Genomic DNA, 19,238 nt, shown 5'->3' with positions numbered 1-19,238 from the left:
GGCCGTGCTCCCGGCGGCCGTCGCGTCGGCGGGGACCGTGCCGGCGGCGGCCCCGCCCACGGCCCGGGTCACCGGAGGATGGCGGGGGCGACGGCCAGCCGCTCGGCCATCCACTCGGCCGTGGCCCGCAGCCCCTGCCGACGGGCCACCGGGGTGACGTCCGGGAACAACTCCCGCAGGGTGGTGTTGTCGGCCAGCGAGTGCGGGACGTCCCCGGTACGCGGGGCCACGTGTTCCCGGGCGATCGGCCAGCCGAACAGCTCCTCCAGCTCGTCGAGGACCTGGAGCAGGCTGGCCCGCGCGCCGAAGGCGAGGTTGACCGGATGCGGGTGGTGCACCCGGCGGCGCACCGCGTCGAGGATGACCTCGCAGACCGTGCCCACGTAGGTGAAGTCGCGGGACTGGCTGCCGTCGCCGTGCACCTGCACCGGCTCGCCCCGCAGGGCGGCGTGCGTGAACCGGGGGATGACGGCCGCGTACGCGTGGTCGTGGCGCTGCCCGGGGCCGAACACGTTGAAGAACCGGAACGCCAGCGTGGGCAGCCCGAACGATGCCTGGTGGGCCAGCGCGTACGCCTCGGTGGCGAGCTTGCTGGCCGCGTACGGGCTCATCGGTCGGGTCCAGGTCAGCTCCGCCTTGGGCAACGCCGGGTTCATCCCGTACACCGACGAGGAGGAGGCGATCAGCACGTGCCCGACGTCGTGCCGGCGGGCCGCCTCCAGCACCATCAGCGTGCCGGTGGCGTTCGCGTGGTGGGAGGCGAGCGGGTCCCGCAGCGACCGGGGCACGCTGGGCAGGGCGGCCAGGTGGACCACCGCCTCCCGGCCCGCCATCGCCGCGTCCAGGGCCGCCGGGTCCAGGATCGACCCCTCGACGAGGTCGACGTCCAGCCCGTCGAGGTTGCCCCGCAGCCCCACCGAGAAGTCGTCAAGGACGCTGACCTCCTTGACGGCCGGCTCGCGCAGGGCGGCGCGGGCCAGGTTGGCGCCGATGAAACCGGCCCCACCAGTAATCAGAATGCGCATGCACGACCCCCGAGTACGCACGTCGCCTGTTTGTCGAGCAGATGTGCAGCACATTACGCCGGAAAAGGGAATTTAGTCCCATAAAGGACAAACATCGCGTTCGTCGGCCCGGAGTGGCCCCACCGAGGTCCCCCGAACGGCCGGTGGTGCTGTCCGGGAACCGACCGACAACCGCTTCCAGCTGCACAAACGCGCACAGTGACAGCATCGTCGCGGGTTTCCGGTGGAGGTGTGAGGGATGGCTGAACTGATCGTCTACCGGTCCAACGCCCTGATGTCGGTCAGGTCGCGGTTCGACGCCACCCGGGACGTGGTCATGCCCGTCAACCTGGCGTACGCCGAGAGCATGGTCGGCCTGTGGCACTCCGGCCTGCCCCAGGTGAGCCTGGTGCCCTCGACCGCGACCGACGCCCAGGTGTGGCCGGTCATGTCCGCCGTCGGCACCCGCATCCACGACACCTCCGACGACAACTGCCCGATCAACACCGGCTGGTCGTACGTCGGCGGCAACCACGGCTACAACGTCGGCAACCAGATCGTGGTGACCAACCACGGCAAGACGACCGCCGACGTGGGTTCGCAGTGGAGCGACGGGGCCCGCATCTTCACCCTGCTGGCCGTCACCAACGCCAACAGCCTGCTGTTCGGCAACCCGTACACGGTGGTGGACGGCATCGCGCAGGGCGCCCGGGTCAGGCCGGCCGGGCCGCTCACCCACGTCTCGGGGGCGACCAACCGGACCACCGTGCCGATCACCGGTCTCACCCCGGACGTGCAGATCCGCCCCGCCACCCACTCGCACACGGTCGCCGTCGAACTCGACGGCCGGCCGGTGCCCGACGGCCGGTCGACGGGCCTGGAACTGGTGATCCGGGAGTCCTACGTCATCCCCTCCTACCAGGGGATGATCGACACGGCACGGGCGAAAGTCGGCACCCCGATCGCCACGATCATGCCGGGGATCCCGTCGCTGTGCCGGATCACCAACGTCTACCGCTGGTCGCCCGGCGGTGGCCTGCTGGTCACCCAGACGGTGACCGCCCTGACCCGGTTCACCCTGAACGCGGGTGTCACCCAGTGCGCGCCGTTGACACCGGTGACCGGCGGCTCCCGCCGGCAGTTCATGCCGAACGTGGGCGTGGCCGGCGGCCTGAACTGGTCGGTCTGGGCGAACATCGACACCCTTGCCGCGCTCACCGACATCACCCCGGCGGCCCTCACCGACCGGACCATGCCGGCGAGCAGCATGACCCAGTGGGTGGTCAGCGGCGGTGGTGTGCAGCAGTGGGGCATCGCCGTCGGGTTGCTGCCGGTCGCGGACGGGGCGCCCACGGTCCGGGCCCGCTACACCACCGCCAAGAGCTGGTTCATCAGCTCGAGCCTGAAGAAGAACTACCCGCAACTGGTGTGGGGGCGGACCCTGGCCGCCGGTGAGTCGGTCACCGGCACCGCCTACCGTCGCTATCTGGCTCCACCCTCGACCGCCACCGAACTCGTCGTCTCCGCCGGCGACGACGACTTCGTGGTGATCGAACGGGTCGGCACGGTCGCCCAGGCCGAACTGGCCGCGCCGCAGCTGTTCCACCGGCTGCTGGTCCCGGTGGGCCCGACGAACCTCACCGTGCCCGACCGGGTCACCGTCGCCGGTGTGCCGTACGCCGTGCCGGTCTCCCCCGGGTACGGGATGTGGCGCGCCGACCCCGACGGGGCCCTGCCGGAGCCGCTGCCGGGGGCGTCCCTGGCCCGGGGAGGGTACTTCCTCGTCCGGTCCGGCCCCACGGTGGAGAGCACCTGCACCGGTGCCTACCAGCGGCTGCTGCTGCACCCGTTCTTCCTGGCCGAGCCGACCCCGGTCGACCGGGCCTGCGTGGAGGTGACCCGGGTCGGCACCGGCGTGCTGCGCCACGGCGTGTACGCCCACGATCCGGCCACCGGCCGGCCCGCCCTGCTCGGCCCGGTCGCCGACTTCGGCACCGTGGCCGTCACCACCGTCGGGGTGAAGGAGTCGGTGCTGGGCGCGCCCGTCCTGCTGCCGGCCGGCTGGCACTGGTACGGGCAGGTGTGGCAGGTCAGCGGCGGCACCGCGCCGACGGTGCGGGCCAGTGGCGTCGGCTGCGCCACGACGCTGAGCCTGGGTTCGACGGCGGCGGCGATGACCGGGGACCGGTTCGGCTACGAGGTGACCGCGGTGACCGGCGCGCTGGGGGCGATCACCATCGCCGGGGTGCACCAGTTCCCCCCGCCGCAGGTCGCCTACCGGCGGGCCTGACCCGACGGCCGGGCCGGCGTCAGCCGGTGGGGACGCCGTAGATCCGCTTCATCGCCTCGTGCTTGGCCGGGACGGGCAGGTGCCCGATGCCCAGCGACTTGGCCCGCAGCCGTTCGAGGTACTCGTCGGTGGTGCGCACCGGCCGGGCCGGGACCCCGGCCGCCACGGTGTTGTCCGGCACGTCCCGGGTGACGACCGAACCGGCCCCGATGACGCACCGGTTGCCGATGGTGACGCCGGCCAGGATCATCGCGCGCATGCCGATGTAGACGTCGTCGCCGATCGTGATCGGCGCGGTCCAGTCGAGGTCGGGATACTCCCTGCGGAGGATCAGCGTGCCACCGTCGTGGGTGATGAACTGCACCTCGGAGGTGACGTAGACGTTGTCGCCGATGGTGATCAGCCAGGGTTCCGAGCCGAACATCGCCCGGTTGACCCCGTAGAACCTGACCCGACCGGTGAGGTTGACGCCCAGGGACCGGACGAACGCCTCGGGGTCGCGGGACGCGGCCAGATGGTCCCGCACGCGCCGGGCCATCGTACGAACACGACTGGGCACTGACTGTCCTCGATCGCAGGAGGCGGCTGGAGGCCACCGGACCGGGGCATGTGCTCCCGGTCACTGGGGAAACGAGTCGGGTCCGGCCACGGTGACGCCGGCCCGGACGGGATCAGTGGCAGAACTGCCGGGCGTGTTCCAGCACGTTGGGTTCCCGGCGGCGCTGCCGCCAGCGCCGGTACCGCCGCCCGGCGGTGGCCTTGGCCTCGGCCCGTTGCTCGGGCGTCCGGTCGGCGAGCAGGTCGAGGGCCCGGCTGAGGCCGGCCGCCGTCGCCGGTCGGACCACCATCCCGCCGGTGTCGGCGATCAGGTCGCTGAACGGCGTGTTGTCCGAGCAGACGACCGGGCAGCCCGCCGCCAGGCTCTCCAGGATCACGTGGCCGAAGTTCTCGCCGAGGGTGGGGAAGAGGAAGGCGTCGTACCGGCTGAACGTCGGCATGACGTCCGCCGCCGCGAGTTCGCCGAGGTACCGGACCAGGACGTGCCCCGGCATGGCCGCGATGACCCGTTGGCAGCGCGACCAGTAGTGCGGGTCCTCCGGCGGGCCGAAGATGTCGAACTCCACCGGCCGGGTGGTGCCGGCCACCGCCTCCAGGGCGGTGCAGAGGTTCTTCATCGGCGAGATCCGGCCGACGAAGACCAACCGCAGCGGGCCGTCGTGCGCGACGACCGGTGGCGGCGGGTCCGCCGGGATCGGGCTCTCGTTGCCGTTCACCATCACCTGCGCCCACGGCAGGTTGGCCCGGATCTGCCGCTCCTCCAGCCCGCTGCACGCCTGCCAGCGCACCCGCAGCAGTCGCAGCAGCGGCGCCCACAGCGCCAGGAAGATCCGCTTCTTGGCCGCCCTGATGGCGAGGGCGCCGGGCGACAGCTCGCCGCGCGGGGCGACCAGGATGGCCCCGACCCGGGCCAGGCGCAGCGCCACCGCCAGGATCGCCAGCACCGAGAACAACGACCAGATGCTGTTGACGTAGAGCAGGTCGACGGGGCGGGCCCGGACGTGGCGGACCAGCCGGGCCCAGTGCCGGGGTGCCCACGGATTCAGGTAGAAGACGGCGGACCGCCCGTCGCGTCGCAGCAGCCGTCCGGACAGACCGGGGTACGGTGCTGACGAGCCGAGGTCCCGGTCCCGGGTGACCAGGGTGACGTCGAGGTCCCCCGGCAGGGTGTCCAGGATGAACCGCAGCGAGCGGATCGGGCCGCCGCCCCGGAAACCCGGCTCGAACACCCCTGCGGTCGCGACCACCCGGTAGGTGCCCACGGGCCGTCGTGGCGTGCCGGCGACGTCCAGGGAGGGCAGCCTTGTCAACTTCTTCACCTTCGGTCCACCTTCACTGTGCCGTCCGAGGAACGGCGTCCCGTAGGAATGTCTGCGGTGCACGGACGGCGACGGGGAGGGGCGGCCCGTGCCGGAGATCGCCGTCGAGGGGAAGAGCGCGTCCGCGGGCCGTGGACTCGACCCGTGCCGCCGCTCACGCCGGGCGGGCACCGGCGGAGCCGCGCGGGGGTGGCGGGCGGAGCGCGACCGGCGCTCTCCGTGGCCGAGGGGGCAACGGTTGACCACCGGTGTAGTGATCGTAGGCGCGGGCGGGATGGGCAGGGAGATGTTCGGGGTAATTCGCCTGCTCAACGCCCAGGCGGTCGGTGCGCGGCCGTGGCGGGTCCTCGGCTTCGTCGACGACTACCCGACCGAAGAGAACGTGGCCCGGGTGCGGCGGCTCGGCGTCCCCTTCCTCGGCCCCACCCACTGGCTCGCCGTCGGTCCGGCGGGCCTGACGGTGGCGCTGGGCGTCGGGCATCCCCGGCTGCGCCGCGAGACCGACCGGGCCCTCGCCCGGTACGGCCTGCCCGCCGCCACGGTGGTGCACCCGGCTGCGGAGATCGGGCCGGACTGCGTCATCGGGGAGGGGCTGTTCGCGGCCGGCGGGGCCCGGGTGACGACGAACGTGGTGCTGGGCCGCCAGGTGCACCTCAACCAGAACTGCACCGTGGGGCACGACACTGTGCTCGGCGACCACGTCTCGGTCAATCCGCTCGCCGCGGTCTCCGGCTACTGCCGGCTGGACGACGGCGTCATGGTGGGCACCACCGCCGCCGTCCTGCCGGGACTGCGGGTCGGCCGGGACGCCGTGGTGGGCGCGGGCGCGTGCGTCACCCGCGACGTCCCGGCGGGCACGGTGGTCACCGGGGTGCCCGCCCGGCCGGTGGTGCCGGACTCAGCGGCGGATGCCCGCCCAGTCGTGGTGCCGGCGCACGGTCGACAGGATGAAGTCGACCACCCGGCGTGAGGTGTCCGGCACCCGGTAGTCCGGCGGGCAGTCGACCGGACCGGCCGCCACCTGGTCCACCACGACCCGTACGCCCTCCACCACGCCGGCCGGGTCGAGGCCGGTCATCACGATCGCCCCGGCGTCCAGCGCCTCGGGGCGTTCGATGGACTCCCGCAGGGTCACCGCCGGGAAGCCGAGGATCGCCGCCTCCTCGCTGACGGTGCCGCTGTCGGACAGCGTGCACCGGGCGTGCCGTTGCAGGGTCACGTAGTCGAAGAAGCCGAACGGCTCGTGGAAGGTGATGCCGTCCAGGAGCGTGCCGTCGACGGCGAGCACCTCCAGCCGCTTGCGGGTACGCGGGTGGGTGGAGACCAGCAGCGGCAGCCGCCACTCGTCGCGAACCGCGCACAGGCAGTCCAGCAGCCGGCGGAGCCGGTCCGGGTGGTCGACGTTCTCCTCCCGGTGGGCGCTGACGACGAAGTAGCCGCCCGGTTCGAGGGCGAGCTGCGCCAGGATGGCGGACCGTTCGATCTGCGGCAGGTAGTGGTCGAGCACCTCCCGCATGGGTGAGCCGGTGTGCAGGATGCGGCGGGGGTGCAACCCCTCGGCGAGCAGGTTGCGCCGGGCGTGCTCGGAGTAGACCAGGTTGAAGTCGGCGACGTGGTCGACCAGCCGGCGGTTGGTCTCCTCCGGCACGTTGAGGTCGAAGCAGCGGTTGCCCGCCTCCATGTGGTAGACGGGCACCTTCATCCGCCGGGCCATCAGCGCCGCGATGGCGCTGTTGGTGTCGCCGAGCACCAGCAGCGCGTCCGGTCGCAGCTCGCCGATGGCCTGCTCGGTGCCGACCAGCACCGCACCGAGCAGGCTGCCGAGCGAGCGGGTGTCGGCCCGCAGGAAGCGGTCGGGCGGGCGTACGCCCAGCTCGGTGAAGAAGATGTCGGACAGCGCCGGGTCCCAGTTCTGTCCCGTGTGTACCAACGTGTGCTGCACGGTCCGGTCCAGCGTGTCGATCACCCGGGCCAGGCGGATGATCTCCGGCCTGGTCCCGACGACGGTCATCACCCGGGTCAAGGACGCCTCCTCGTGGTTGGTTTCGGTTGTTGGGTGGGCGGTTCGGTCGCGGTCACGACGTCCGGCCCTGCGGGGGCACCCGGTGCGGCGGTTCGTCGACCGCCTGCCACGCCAGGTCGAGCACGCTGGCCCGGGGCCGGCCGAGCCGCCACCGGCGGTAGGCCTCCCCCGCGCTGAGCCGGGCCGCCCGCCGCTGGGTGGGCGGGGCGCTGGCGACCCGGTTGAGCAGCGCGCCCAGCGCCGCCGACGTCAGCTCGGTGAGCACCTGCCCGCCACCGTCGCGCAGCACGGGCGTCCACGGCGTCCGGTCCGAACAGATCACCGGGCAGTACGCCGCGAGGCTCTCCGCGACGGCGTTGCCGAAGTTCTCGCCCCGGGTCGGCAGGACGGACGCGTCGTACCGGGCGAACGTCGCGCCGACCTGCCCGGGGGGCAGCTCACCCCGGTAGCTGACCACCGACGGGTCCGGCAGGGCCGCCCACAGTTCCCGGCACCGTTGCCAGTACCTCGGATCCTCGACCGGGCCGTAGATGTCCAGCCGTACCGGGGCCCGGACGTGGGCGAGCGCGGCGAGCACCAGGTCGAGGTTCTTCATCGGAGAGATCCGGCTGATGAAGACCAGCCGCGTGTGGTCGGTGACCGGCAGTTCGGCCGGGGCGGGGTGCGGCTCGGGGCCGGCGGCGATCGCCACCACCCCGATGCGGGCCCGGGGCAGCACCCGGCGGATGTCGGCGACCTCCTGCGGTCCGGTGGCGTGCCACAGCACCCGGGGGCCCCGCAGCATCCACCGCCAGCCGGCCAGGAACACCCGCTTACGCAGCCGGTGCAGGCCGAGGGCGGCCGCGCCGAACTCGCCCCGGGGGGCCACCAGGATGCGCTCCGCCCGCAGCAGGCCCAGCCGGGCCGCGACGATGGGCAGGACCGAGAAGACCGACCAGACGCTGTTGACGTAGAGCAGGTCGAACCGCGCCGAGCGCAGCGAACGCCAGAGCATCCGCCAGTGCGCCGGGTGGCGTACGCCGAGATAGAAGACGTCCGTGCGGCCCCGGCGTGCCCAGGTGCCGGACAGGCCGGGATAGGCGGCGGGGGCACCGAGGTCACGGTCGCGGGTCAGCAGGATGGTGGACACACCGGCGCTGGCCGTGTCGAGCACGTCGGAAATGGAGCGGACGGGCCCGCCCGCTCGCCAGCCGGGGCTGAAGTAGCCCGCCGTGACAAGGACCCGAAAATTTCTCTCCTCGGCATTCGCCAACCGTTCGTCGACTTCCGTCGCGGGGCTGGTTTCGCCGGCCATCCTCGCTCCTCGCTGAAGACACGAAACTGAGTGACTCAACGAGCGACCGTCATTTTCGTGACTGCACCACACAATTTATGGAATTCGTCGAACACCACCCCAAAAAGCATGATCACCTGCCCGGTAGCCGGTATAAGGAAGTCGCGCGCACAAAATCCGAACCGGCACGAGAGGACTCCCATGTCGCGAGTGGCACTCATTTCCGGCACCACCGGCCAGGACGGTAGTTATCTGTCCGAGTTCCTGCTCGACAAGGGCTACACGGTGCACGGGATAAAGCGAAGGTCATCCTCGTTCAACACCGAACGGATCGACCGGGTCGACGTCCATCCCCGCGACGGCGAAGCGCGTCTGTTCCTCCACTACAGTGACCTGTCCGACCCGGCGTCGTTGACCGCGCTGATCCGCGACATCCGGCCGGACGAGATCTACAACCTCGGCGCGCAGAGCCACGTCCGCGTCTCCTTCGACATCCCCGGCTACACCGCCGACGTCACCGGGCTCGGTGCCCTGCGGATGCTGGAGGCGGCCCGGGCGGCCGACGTCGACTGCCGCTTCTACCAGGCGTCCTCATCGGAGATGTTCGGTTCCGCCCCGCCCCCGCAGCGCGAGGAGACGCCGTTCCACCCCCGCAGCCCGTACGCGTGCGCCAAGGTCTACGCCTACTGGACGGCGGTCAACTACCGCGAGTCGTGGGACATGTTCTGCGTCAACGGCATCCTGTTCAACCACGAGAGCCCCCGGCGGGGCGAGAACTTCGTCACCCGCAAGGTCACCCGCGCGGTCGCCCGGATCGAGGCCGGCATCCAGGACCGGCTCTACCTCGGCAACCTCGACGCCGTCCGGGACTGGGGCTACGCCCCGGAGTACGTCGAGGCGATGTGGCTCGCCCTGCAACAGGACACCCCCGACGACTACGTGGTGGCCACCGGCGAGGGGCACTCGGTGCGCGAGTTCGTCGAGGCCGCCTTCGACCGGGTCGGGCTCGACTGGCAACGGTACGTCGAGATCGACCCCCGCTACTTCCGGCCGGCCGAGGTCGACGCGCTCATCGGTGACTACACCAAGGCCCGGCGACGGCTGGGCTGGGCACCGAAGACCCTCTTCAGCGACCTGGTACGGATCATGGTGGACGCCGACCGGCAACTGCTGGAGGACGAGCGGATGGGACGCCTGGTGCGGGTGGACCGATGAGGATCACCGTCGAGGCCACCCCGATCCGGCCCGGCCACGCCGCCGGGGTCGAGGCGTTCACCTACGGCCTGCTCACCGGCATGGTCGCCGACACCTCCTGCGAACTGCGGGTGAACGTCCTGCGAGGCACCCTGGACCAGTGGCGCGACCAGGTGCCCGCCGACCGGCTCGGCTGGGCCGAGGTCGCCCAGCCGCTGCGCTCGGACACCGTCCCCGGGCAACTGCTGCGCCGGTGGACACCGACCCGGGTCCGCGACTCCCTCGCCGTACGCCGGGCGGTCAACGCGGTCCGGCACCGCTCGGTGCCCCGGCAGCGCGGCGCGGACGTCACGCTCTACCCGTTCCACAGCGCCCCGATCGGCACCGGCCCGTCCGTCGTCGTCGTACACGACCTGCGGCACCTGCGGGCCGCGTTCCACTCCCCCGGCTTCGCCGCCGTGGTCCGGGAGAACGTGGCCCGCGCCGACGCCGTGGTGGTGACCTGGCCGCACCCGTACCGGGAGACGCTGCGGCTGTTCCCCGAGGCGGCGGAGCGGACCGCGCTCATCCCCACCCCGACGTTCCAACCCGCGCCCGCCCGCGCCGCCGCGCGCCCCGAACCGGGCCTGCTGCTCTACCCGTCCTCGACGGCGACCCACAAGAACCACGCGACGCTGCTGGAGGCGATGGCGCTGCTCCCGCAGTGCCGGCTGATCTGTCCCGGCCCGCTGGTCGAGCCCGAGGCCAGCCGCCTGCTCGCCCGCGCCGCACAGCCCGACCTGCGCGGCCGGGTGTCCTTCCCCGGGTTCGTCACCCTCGACGAGCTGAACGCCCTCTACGCCCGCGCCGACGCGGTGGTCATCCCGTCGCTGTGGGAGGCGGCGAGCGGCGCGATGCTTGAGGCGTTCAGCTGGGGCCTGCCCGTCGCCTGCGCCGACGCCGAGCCGCTGCTGGCGCAACTCGAGTTCACCGGCGCCGAGGCGGCCGTCTTCTCGGCCACCGAGCCCGCCTCCCTGGCCGAGGCGGTCTACCGGCTGCTGGCCGACCGCGCGCACTACGCCGCCGCCGCCCGGCACGCCGACGGCCGGCTGGCCACCCGCACCTGGACGGCGACCGGCGGCGACTACCTCGACGTGCTGCGCTGGGTGGCCGACGGCCGGCCGGGACCGATGCCGCGCTCGGCGTTCGCCACCGAACTGACCGGGGAGGAAACCTCGTGAGCCTGACCGACGACCGCTATCCGGTGGCCCGTCCGAGCCTGTCCGACCTGGAGGAACGGTACGTCGTCGAGGCCGTGCGCAGCGGCTGGGTCTCCTCCCGGGGCCCCTTCCTCACCGACTTCGAGGACCGCTTCGCCCGCCGGTGCGCCGCCGGCACGGCGGTGGCCACCGCCAACGGCACGGTCGCCCTGCACCTGGTCCTCGCCGCCGCCGGCATCGGTCCGGGCGACGAGGTCATCGTGCCCGCGCTGACCTACGTGGCGACCGCGAACGCCGTCGCGTACTGCGGGGCGCGGGCGGTCTGCGTGGACGTCCTGCCGCAGAGCTGGTGCGTCGACCCCGCCGCGGTCGCCGCGGCGATCGGGCCACGGACCCGGGCGGTCGTCGCCGTCGACCTGTACGGCCACCCCGCCGACTATCCGGCCCTGCGCGCGCTGTGCCACCGGCACGGCCTGCTCCTGGTGGCCGACGCCGCGGAGTCCTTCGGGGCCACGGTCGACGGGGAGCCGACCGGTTCCCTGGCCGACGCCACGACCTTCTCGTTCTTCGGCAACAAGGTGATCACCGCTGGCGAGGGCGGCTGCGTGACCACCTCCGACGCCGCGCTGGCCGAGCGGATGCGGCTGCTGCGCAACCAGGGCATGGACCCGCAGCGGCGGTACTACTTCCCGGTGCTGGGCTACAACTACCGGATGACGAACCTGGCCGCCGCGCTGCTCTGCGCCCAGCTCGACCGGGCCGACGAGATCATCGCCCGGCGGGACGCGGTGATCGCCGGCTACGAGACGCAGCTCGCCGACGAGCCGGCGCTGTCGGCCCAGCCGGTGCTCGCCGGTGTCCGCCGCGCGCCGTGGATGGCCTGTTTCCTGGTCGGGCCCGCCGGGGACGACGCCTCCCGGGACGCGCTGGCGCTGGCGCTGGACCGGCTCGGTGTGGAGACCCGGCCCTTCTTCGTGCCGATCCCCGAGCTGCCCGCCCACCACGATCCGGCGGCACACTGCCCGGTGACGGTCGACCTGAGCCGGCGTGGCATCAACCTGCCCACGTATCCGGAGCTGACCGAGCCGGGGGTGAAGACGGTGGTGGAACGCGTCCGCGCCGCCCTGGCGGCCGTCGGCTGAGCCGCCGTCCCGCGCGGCCCGTCCGCCGACCCCGCGCCCGGCTCACCCGCCACCCGGTCCCGCGCCGGTCCACCCGCGTCCGGCTCACCCGGGCCCGCCCGGCTCACCCGCCTCGTGGGACCGGGTCGAGCCGGCGGTGGGCCGGCGCGCGGTGGGTCGCCCGGTGGCGCAGCAACAGCAGGTAGCTGCCGGCCCAGGCGACGGCGCTGACCAGGGCGAGCGCCGCGAGCGCACCGGCCGCACCGGTGGCCCCGAACAGCACCGCCGCGACGACGACCACCGGCACCCGCAGCCCACCGAGCAGGACGCCGAGCAGGATCGCCCGCCGGCTCGCCTGTTCCACCCGTAGCCCGGCGAAGCCGACGGCGGCCGGCACCGCGAACAGACTCTCCAGCGCGAGCAGCACCAGCAGGCTGCGGGCCAGGTCCCAGTTCGCGCCGAGCAGCACCGTCCCGACCGCGTCGGGCAGCAGGGCGACCGCCGCCGTCATCGGCAGGACGCCGGCGGCCACCAGCGCCGTGAGTCGTACCGCCACCCGGGTCCGCACCGCGCGGGACTCGGCGCGGCTGCGGGCCAGGTGCGGCAGGATCAGCGTGGCGGCGGTGGACAGGACCAGGTTCACCGGCCCCAGCAGGGTCCGCCCGGCGCTCAACGCGCCGACCACCGCGGTGCCCGCGAAGGCGGTCAGGGCGGTCAGCGCCAACTGCGCCGATCCGGTGGTCAGCAGGAACTGCGCGCCGAACCCCACCGCGACGCGGGTCTCCGCCCGGCCGACGCGCCAGCCGGGCCGCACCATGTACCGGCGGCGGATCGCGACGACCACACCGATGAACCCGCCACCGCCCGCCCAGAGGGCGAACACGTACGGCGCGTCGAGCAGCCGGAACAGGCCGGCGAGCGCGGCGCAGCCGGTGACCGCCGCCCAGGCGGCCTCCTGGGCCAGGGCCCCGGCCGGTGCCCCGAGGCCGACGGCGATCGCCTTGGTGTAGTCGTAGAGCACCAGGCCGGGCAGGGCGAGGCCCGCGCACACCAGATAGGACGAGCCGTACGCGATACCCGCCGCGCCGAGCGCGAGGCCGCTGACGGTGCCGAGCAGGACGGCCCGCCGGGCGGCGGGAGCGGCCCCCGTGCCGGCCGCCAGGGTCGAGTCGGTCACCACGCTGCGCACCAGCCCGGAGCCGAGGACGTAGAACGAGAAGGCCAGGGCGAACTGCCCCACTCCGCCGATCGACTCCAGCCGGGTGACGGTGACCGCCAGCAGGAGGTTGCCCCCGCTGGACAGTCCTCCGACGAGCAGGGCGAGCAGGGCACGGCGACCGGTCCGGGGTAGGCCGGGCACACCCCTGCGGCCGGCCGGGCGGGCACGGACCCGGACGGTCACCGGACGGCACCCGCCAGCCGCCACCGCGGATCGGGACGCCCGATGGACACCGCGTACGGGGCGAGCACCGGGAAGCTGACGGGATAGCAGCGCAGTAGCCCACCGACCAGTTCCCGCTGACGTCTCACCCGGACCCCACGCCCCGGGCGGGTCGGGCGGGCACCCGGCCGGGAAGGCTGCGGGTCAGCCACAGCAGGAAGAAGACCGTCAGCGCCGACACCACGTGTTGCACGAACCCGATCATCGAGTCGGGATAGGTGCCGGACCAGAGCAGCGCGTCGGAGAACACCAGGCAGACCAGGCTCAACCGGGCCGGGCCGGGCCGGCCCCGCCAGCGCAGCAGCAGCGCCACGAACCCGGCCCAGAAGGCGTGCACGGCCACCACCCCGTCGGGACCGTCGAAGAACCACATGTTGCCCAGCAACAGGAAGTTGGAGGCCGACGTCCGGCTACCGCCGAGGTACTGGTTGATCTGTTGTCCGGTCGTCAGAGCCGGCCGGTCGGGGTCCAGAAGCCGTGGTACCAGACCGTACCTGAGGTAGTCGACGCCCTCGGGCTGGCCGAGGTCGACGGGAACCTCCGTCTCCGCGACGACCGTCAGTTGCCGGTCCAGGCGCATCCGGTCCGTCGCGGTGACCGCGTCGTCCACCGCGACGCCCTGGTCCTCCCGTAGCCCGTTGCGGTAGTCGAACATGGCGGGCCACAGCAGCACCAGCATCAGCGTGCCGACCATCAGGTACCGCAACCGGAACACGCCGCAGACCACCCCGGCGGTGACCGCGAAGAAGACGAAGGCGATCAGTGGCGCCGTGAGGGCGGTCAGCACGGTGACGACGGCCTTGGTGGCGACGAGCGCGCCCAGCCAGCCGTACAGCTTCACCTTGGACAGGTAGCCGCCGAGGTGACTGGCGACCAGCAGCGCGAACCCGAGCGCCGCCCAACCGGAGAACAACTTGGTCAGCGCCACCATCGGCGTGTCGGACATGTCCCCGGAGATCTGCGCGACGAGGTTCCCCGCCCCGAGGTGCGCTCCCAGTAGTTCGGCCGCGATGCTGACCAGCACGACCAGGCGGGCCACCGGATAGATCCGGGGGTACCGGGCGGTCGCCTGGCGCATGCCGCGCCGCCACTGCGGATCGGGCCGCCCGAGGAGCAGACAGAACGTCTCCACGGTGACGGTGCCCAGCAACGCCAGGCCCACCAGGAACACGATGAAACCGGTACGCGGGTTGTCATTGATCACCGCCATCGGCAGGATCAGCAGCGCGTACGGGGCGAGCACCAGGAAGCTGACCGGATAGCAGCGCAGCAGCCGACCGACCAGTTCCCGCTGGCGTCCCCACGACGCGGTACGGGCCGGGGACGCCGTCCGGAGTTCGACGAGGTCGGTCCCGGAGCCGGGGGGAGAGACCGTCCTGGACCAGGTCATCGTCCGCCCCCTCCCATTTTCGGTCGCCTCATGCGCAACGAACGAGTCGCGGCTCACGAAACGCCCCGGAGGAAAACTGCGGGCACCGGGGGCGAGACACCCGTGCGCCCCGTCCGGTGACCGGACGGGGCGCACGGGCAGCCGGTGGAACTACCCCAGCACGGTGTCGACCAGGGTCTTCGCCTCCTGTTGGAGCTGGGCCAGGTGCTCGGGCCCCTGGAACGACTCGGCGTAGATCTTGTAGACGTCCTCGGTGCCGGACGGCCGGGCCGCGAACCAGCCCGACTCGGTGGTCACCTTCAGTCCACCGATGGAAGCCCCGTTGCCCGGGGCGCTGGTCAGGATGCCGGTGATCGGCTCGCCGGCCAGCTCGGTGGCGGTGACCTGCTCGGGGGAGAGCCGGCCGAGCACCGCCTTCTGCTCCCGGCTGGCCGGGGCGTCGATCCGGGCGTACGCGGGCGCGCCGAAGCGTTCGGTCAGGGTGGCGTAGTGCTCGCTCGGGGTCCGCCCGGTGGTGGCGATGATCTCGGCGGCGAGCAGGCAGAGCAGGATGCCGTCCTTGTCGGTGGTCCAGGTGCTGCCGTCGCGGCGCAGGAACGACGCCCCGGCGCTCTCCTCGCCGCCGAAGCCGACCGTGCCGTCGAGCAGCCCGGGGACGAACCACTTGAAGCCGACCGGCACCTCCAGCAGCGGCCGGCCCAGGTCGGCGGCGATCCGGTCGATCATCGAGGAGGAGACCAGCGTCTTGCCGACGGCCGCCGCCGGCCCCCACTGCGACCGGGTACGGAACAGGTGGCCGATCGCCACCGCCAGGTAGTGGTTGGGGTTCATCAGGCCCCCGTCGGGGGTGACGATGCCGTGCCGGTCGGCGTCGGCGTCGTTGCCGGTGGAGACCTGGAACCGGTCCCGGGCGGCGATCAGCGACGCCATCGCGTTGGGCGACGAGCAGTCCATCCGGATCTTGCCGTCGCCGTCGAGGGTCATGAACCGCCAGGTCGGGTCGACCAGCAGGTTGATCACGGTGAGGTCGAGCCGGTGCCGCTGCGCGATCTCACCCCAGTAGGCGACGCTGGCCCCGCCGAGCGGGTCGGCGCCGATCCGCACCCCGGCGTCGCGGATCGCGTCGATGTCGAGCACGGCCGGCAGGTCGTCGACGTAGTGGGCGAGGAAGTCGTACGTGCCGGTGGTGTCGGCGGCGCGCGCCCGCGCGTACGGGATGCGCTTGACCTCCTTGAGCCCGGCGGCCAGGATCGCGTTGGCGCGGTCCTGGATCCACTTCGTGACGTCGGTGTCGGCGGGCCCGCCGTTGGTCGGGTTGTACTTGAAGCCGCCGTCGTCGGGCGGATTGTGCGACGGGGTGATCACGATGCCGTCGGCGAGCCCGTCGGTGCGCCCCCGGTTGTGGGTGAGGATCGCGTGCGACAGCGCCGGGGTGGGGGTGTAGCCGTCCCGGCTGTCCCGCAGCACGGTCACCCCGTTGGCGGCGAGCACCTCCAGCGCGTCGGCCTCGGCGGGGGCGGACAGCGCGTGGGTGTCCCGGGCCAGGAAGAGCGGCCCCGTCAGGCCCTGTTCCCGGCGGTAGTCGCAGAGCGCCTGGGTGACCGCGAGGATGTGGTCGGAGTTGAACGCGTTGCGCAGCGAGGACCCCCGGTGGCCGGAGGTGCCGAAGGAGACCTGCTGCGCCGGGTCGTCCGGGTCCGGGTGCTCGGCGTAGTAGGCGGTCACCAGCCGGGGCACGTCGACCAGGTCGGCGGGCTCGGCGGGCTGTCCGGCACGGGGGTGGGCCACTGCGGAAACCTCCTCGGGTGGTACGGGCGGGTGCGGTGTCTTCCCGGCGGCGACCGGGTCACACCCCGGCTCAGGGCTCGACGCGCTGACCCTTGCCGATGACGACGATGCCGTTGTCGGAGACGGTGTAGCGCTGCCGGTCCTTCTCCAGGTCGACGCCGATCTCGGCCCCCTCGGGCACGAAGACGTTCTTGTCGAGGATGGCCCGGCGGACCACCGCGTGCCGGCCGATCTCGACGCCCTCCATCAGCACCGCGCCGTCGACCTGCGCCCAGGAGTGGACCTTGACCTTGGGCGAGACGACCGAGTTCTCCACCAGCGAGCCGGAGATCACCGCGCCGGGCGAGATCATCGAGCCGACCGCCCGGCCGACCCGCTCGCCCCACTGGTGGACGAACTTCGCCGGCGGGTACGGCGGCTGGTCGGTATAGATCGGCCAGTCGAAGTTGTAGAGGTTGAACACCGGGTGCACGTTGATCAGATCCATGTGCGCGTCGTAGAACGAGTCGAGCGTCCCCACGTCCCGCCAGTAGCCCCGGTCGCGGTCGGTGCTGCCGGGCACCTCGTTGTCCTTGAAGTCGTAGACGTTGGCCTCGCCCCGCTCGACCAGCATCGGGATGATGCTGCCGCCCATGTCGTGCTTGCTGGTCTTGTCGGCCGCGTCCCGCTCGACGACCTCGCAGAGCGCCCGGGTGGAGAAGACGTAATTGCCCATCGAGGCGTAGATCTGGTCGGGGGCGTCGGGCAGGCCGACGGCGTCGGTGGGCTTCTCCCGGAAGGACCTGATCCGCTTGCCGTCCGGGCCGACCTCGATCACGCCGAACTGGTCGGCCATCGACAGCGGCTGCCGGATGCCGGCCACGGTGACCGCGGCGCCGGAGGCGATGTGGTCGTCGACCATCTGCCGGGGGTCCATCCGGTAGATGTGGTCGGCACCGAAGACGATCACGTAGTCCGGCTGCTCGTCGTTGATCAGGTTGAAGCTCTGGTAGATCGCGTCGGCGGACCCGGCGAACCACCACGGGCCCCGGCGCTGCTGGGCCGGCACCGGCGTGACGTAGTTGCCGAGCAGGGTCGACATCCGCCAGGTCTTGGTGATGTGCCGGTCCAACGAGTGGGACTTGTACTGGGTCAGCACGACGATCTTGAGAAAGCCGGCGTTCGCCAGATTGGACAGGACGAAATCGACCATGCGGTACATCCCGCCGAACGGGACGGCCGGCTTGGCCCGGTCCGCGGTGAGCGGCATCAGGCGCTTGCCCTCTCCGCCGGCCAGGACGATCGCGAGCACCTTGGCAGCCATGACCAGACGCTATCCATACCGCTGCGACTTCACCACTCGTACGGGCACAGTTCCGCGAGCGGTGCGCGGCCGGATTCTGCACTAGGGTGCCGGGCATGACCGACTCCGCCCCGCTGCGCGTGGACCTGCTGACCCGCGAGTACCCGCCGGAGGTCTACGGCGGGGCCGGGGTGCACGTCGAGTACCTGGCCCGGGAGCTGCGCCGGCTCGCCGACGTCCGGGTGCACTGCTTCGGCGCGGCGCGCGACGAGCCGGGTGTCACCGCGTACCCCGAGCCGGCCGGCCTGGGCGGCGCGAACGCCGCGCTGCGCACGATGGGCGTCGACCTGGCGATGGCCGCCGGGTGCGCCGGCACCGACGTGGTGCACAGCCACACCTGGTACGCCAACCTGGCCGGGCACACCGCCAAGCTGCTGTACGGGGTGCCGCACGTGGTGACCGCGCACAGCCTGGAGCCGCTGCGCCCGTGGAAGGCCGAACAGCTCGGCGGCGGCTACGCGCTCTCCTCCTGGTGCGAGCGGACGGCCATGGAGTCCGCCGACGCGATCGTCGCGGTCAGCGCGGGGATGCGGCGCGACGTGCTGACCGCCTACCCGGCGGTGAACCCGGACCGGGTCCGGGTGGTCTACAACGGCATCGACACCGCGCAGTACGCCCCGGACCACGGCACCGACGTGCTGGACCGGCTCGGCATCGACCCGGCCCGCCCCAGCGTGGTCTACGTCGGGCGGATCACCCGGCAGAAGGGCCTGCCCTACCTGCTGCGCGCCGCCCGGGAGCTGCCCGCCGACACCCAGCTCGTGCTGCTCGCCGGGGCCCCGGACACCCCGGAGATCGCCGCCGAGGTGGAGGGCCTGGTCACCGAGCTGCGGGCCAACCGGTCCGGGGTGGTCTGGGTGGCCGAGATGCTGCCCAAGCCCGAGGTGATCCAGGTGCTCACCCACGCCACGCTCTTCGTCTGCCCCTCGGTCTACGAGCCGATGGGCATCGTCAACCTGGAGGCGATGGCCTGCGAGACGGCGGTGGTGGCGACGGCCACCGGCGGCATCCCCGAGGTGGTCGCCGACGGCGAGACCGGCCTGCTGGTGCCGATCGAGCAGGCCGGCGACGGCAGCGGCACCCCGCTGGACCCGGACCGGTTCGTCGCCGACCTCGGCAAGACGATCAACGAGCTGCTGGCCGACCCGCAGCGCACCGAGGCGTTCGGTCTCGCCGGTCGGCGGCGGGCCGTGGAGCACTTCTCCTGGGACGCCATCGCCGCCCAGACGGTGGAGCTGTACCGCTCGCTGCGGGCCTAGGGAGAGGTCCGGTACAGTTTTCTGTACCTACCTCGGA

16 protein-coding genes are annotated in these 19,238 nt (G+C 72.5%); 6 read left to right on the top strand and 10 right to left on the bottom strand.

What is annotated here, in order from left to right; all coding sequences use genetic code 11:
• Positions 1–68: 68 nt before the first annotated feature.
• Positions 69–1,025 carry an NAD-dependent epimerase/dehydratase family protein gene (locus FJK98_RS09945; RefSeq protein WP_145918766.1) on the bottom strand — a complete coding sequence of 319 codons (957 nt, stop codon included), beginning with the start codon at positions 1,023–1,025 and terminating at the stop codon, positions 69–71.
• A gap of 238 nt (positions 1,026–1,263) precedes the next feature.
• On the opposite strand from FJK98_RS09945, the gene FJK98_RS09940 reads away from it, so the two are divergent.
• Positions 1,264–3,294: a hypothetical protein gene (locus FJK98_RS09940; RefSeq protein WP_145918765.1), complete on the top strand. Its 2,031-nt coding sequence runs from the start codon at positions 1,264–1,266 to the stop codon at positions 3,292–3,294.
• A gap of 19 nt (positions 3,295–3,313) precedes the next feature.
• Here the strand turns inward: FJK98_RS09940 and FJK98_RS34635 are convergent, their stop codons facing one another.
• Both FJK98_RS34635 and FJK98_RS09930 read right to left on the bottom strand, forming a co-directional pair.
• A complete protein-coding gene (locus FJK98_RS34635) occupies positions 3,314–3,820 on the bottom strand; it encodes an acyltransferase (RefSeq protein WP_305070092.1) in 507 nt (168 codons plus the stop codon).
• 145 nt (positions 3,821–3,965) lie between these two features.
• A complete protein-coding gene (locus FJK98_RS09930) occupies positions 3,966–5,171 on the bottom strand; it encodes a glycosyltransferase family 4 protein (RefSeq protein ID WP_145918763.1) in 1,206 nt (401 codons plus the stop codon).
• 286 nt (positions 5,172–5,457) lie between these two features.
• Between FJK98_RS09930 and FJK98_RS09925 the strand changes: the two genes are divergently transcribed.
• Complete coding sequence (locus FJK98_RS09925) at positions 5,458–6,141, top strand: acetyltransferase (RefSeq protein WP_240762725.1); 684 nt, start codon at positions 5,458–5,460, stop codon at positions 6,139–6,141.
• Here the strand turns inward: FJK98_RS09925 and wecB are convergent.
• Together wecB and FJK98_RS09915 are read right to left on the bottom strand one after the other, a co-directional pair.
• Positions 6,070–7,185: a non-hydrolyzing UDP-N-acetylglucosamine 2-epimerase gene (gene wecB, locus FJK98_RS09920; RefSeq protein ID WP_240762938.1), complete on the bottom strand. Its 1,116-nt coding sequence runs from the start codon at positions 7,183–7,185 to the stop codon at positions 6,070–6,072. The two genes, FJK98_RS09925 and wecB, sit on opposite strands and share 72 nt — an antisense overlap.
• A gap of 61 nt (positions 7,186–7,246) precedes the next feature.
• Positions 7,247–8,488 carry a glycosyltransferase gene (locus FJK98_RS09915; protein ID WP_145918760.1) on the bottom strand — a complete coding sequence of 414 codons (1,242 nt, stop codon included), beginning with the start codon at positions 8,486–8,488 and terminating at the stop codon, positions 7,247–7,249.
• Positions 8,489–8,668: 180 nt separating this feature from the next.
• On the opposite strand from FJK98_RS09915, the gene gmd reads away from it, so the two are divergent.
• From gmd to FJK98_RS09900, 3 genes are read left to right on the top strand one after another with little or no spacing between them, the layout of a single operon-like run.
• Positions 8,669–9,682, top strand: a complete 1,014-nt coding sequence (gmd, locus tag FJK98_RS09910; RefSeq protein ID WP_145918759.1) for a GDP-mannose 4,6-dehydratase — start codon at positions 8,669–8,671, stop codon at positions 9,680–9,682.
• Positions 9,679–10,881: a glycosyltransferase gene (locus tag FJK98_RS09905; RefSeq protein WP_145918758.1), complete on the top strand. Its 1,203-nt coding sequence runs from the start codon at positions 9,679–9,681 to the stop codon at positions 10,879–10,881. Before gmd ends, FJK98_RS09905 begins: the two co-directional genes overlap by 4 nt.
• A complete protein-coding gene (locus FJK98_RS09900; RefSeq protein ID WP_168222411.1) occupies positions 10,878–12,002 on the top strand; it encodes a DegT/DnrJ/EryC1/StrS aminotransferase family protein in 1,125 nt (374 codons plus the stop codon). The genes FJK98_RS09905 and FJK98_RS09900 overlap by 4 nt, the downstream gene beginning before the upstream one ends.
• 103 nt (positions 12,003–12,105) lie before the next feature.
• Here FJK98_RS09900 and FJK98_RS09895 read toward each other — a convergent pair whose 3' ends face one another.
• The 5 genes from FJK98_RS09895 to glgC all read right to left on the bottom strand — a co-directional run bounded on the left by FJK98_RS09895 (position 12,106) and on the right by glgC (position 17,903).
• On the bottom strand, positions 12,106–13,383 hold the full coding sequence (locus FJK98_RS09895) for a hypothetical protein (protein WP_145918756.1): 1,278 nt from the start codon (positions 13,381–13,383) through the stop codon (positions 12,106–12,108).
• Positions 13,380–13,511 (bottom strand): hypothetical protein, encoded by a 132-nt coding sequence (locus FJK98_RS34515; protein WP_255470154.1) that lies wholly within the window; start codon positions 13,509–13,511, stop codon positions 13,380–13,382. The genes FJK98_RS09895 and FJK98_RS34515 overlap by 4 nt, the downstream gene beginning before the upstream one ends.
• Complete coding sequence (locus tag FJK98_RS09890; RefSeq protein ID WP_145918755.1) at positions 13,508–14,812, bottom strand: hypothetical protein; 1,305 nt, start codon at positions 14,810–14,812, stop codon at positions 13,508–13,510. Before FJK98_RS09890 ends, FJK98_RS34515 begins: the two co-directional genes overlap by 4 nt.
• Before the next feature lie 150 nt (positions 14,813–14,962).
• On the bottom strand, positions 14,963–16,600 hold the full coding sequence (pgm, locus tag FJK98_RS09885) for a phosphoglucomutase (alpha-D-glucose-1,6-bisphosphate-dependent) (protein ID WP_145918754.1): 1,638 nt from the start codon (positions 16,598–16,600) through the stop codon (positions 14,963–14,965).
• Between the two features lie 70 nt (positions 16,601–16,670).
• Positions 16,671–17,903: a glucose-1-phosphate adenylyltransferase gene (gene glgC / locus FJK98_RS09880; RefSeq protein ID WP_145918753.1), complete on the bottom strand. Its 1,233-nt coding sequence runs from the start codon at positions 17,901–17,903 to the stop codon at positions 16,671–16,673.
• Positions 17,904–17,998: 95 nt separating this feature from the next.
• Between glgC and glgA the strand changes: the two genes are divergently transcribed.
• Positions 17,999–19,201: a glycogen synthase gene (gene glgA / locus FJK98_RS09875; RefSeq protein ID WP_145918752.1), complete on the top strand. Its 1,203-nt coding sequence runs from the start codon at positions 17,999–18,001 to the stop codon at positions 19,199–19,201.
• Positions 19,202–19,238 lie beyond the last annotated feature (37 nt).

Source organism: Micromonospora sp. HM134, from assembly GCF_007833915.1.
GTDB classification, from domain to species: domain Bacteria; phylum Actinomycetota; class Actinomycetes; order Mycobacteriales; family Micromonosporaceae; genus Micromonospora; species Micromonospora wenchangensis.
This window is presented reverse-complemented; position numbering and strand designations above follow the sequence as displayed.

What these genes read in the sequence shown, in the direction of transcription:
- gmd (WP_145918759.1), top strand. Translation starts at nt 8,669, where the DNA reads ATGTCGCGAGTGGCACTCATTTCCGGCACCACCGGCCAGGACGGTAGT.
- FJK98_RS09905 (WP_145918758.1), top strand. Translation starts at nt 9,679, where the DNA reads ATGAGGATCACCGTCGAGGCCACCCCGATCCGGCCCGGCCACGCCGCC.
- FJK98_RS09890 (WP_145918755.1), bottom strand. Translation starts at nt 14,812, where the DNA reads ATGACCTGGTCCAGGACGGTCTCTCCCCCCGGCTCCGGGACCGACCTC.
- glgA (WP_145918752.1), top strand. Translation starts at nt 17,999, where the DNA reads ATGACCGACTCCGCCCCGCTGCGCGTGGACCTGCTGACCCGCGAGTAC.
- FJK98_RS09940 (WP_145918765.1), top strand. Translation starts at nt 1,264, where the DNA reads ATGGCTGAACTGATCGTCTACCGGTCCAACGCCCTGATGTCGGTCAGG.
- FJK98_RS09915 (WP_145918760.1), bottom strand. Translation starts at nt 8,488, where the DNA reads ATGGCCGGCGAAACCAGCCCCGCGACGGAAGTCGACGAACGGTTGGCG.
- FJK98_RS09925 (WP_240762725.1), top strand. Translation starts at nt 5,458, where the DNA reads ATGTTCGGGGTAATTCGCCTGCTCAACGCCCAGGCGGTCGGTGCGCGG.
- glgC (WP_145918753.1), bottom strand. Translation starts at nt 17,903, where the DNA reads ATGGCTGCCAAGGTGCTCGCGATCGTCCTGGCCGGCGGAGAGGGCAAG.
- FJK98_RS09945 (WP_145918766.1), bottom strand. Translation starts at nt 1,025, where the DNA reads ATGCGCATTCTGATTACTGGTGGGGCCGGTTTCATCGGCGCCAACCTG.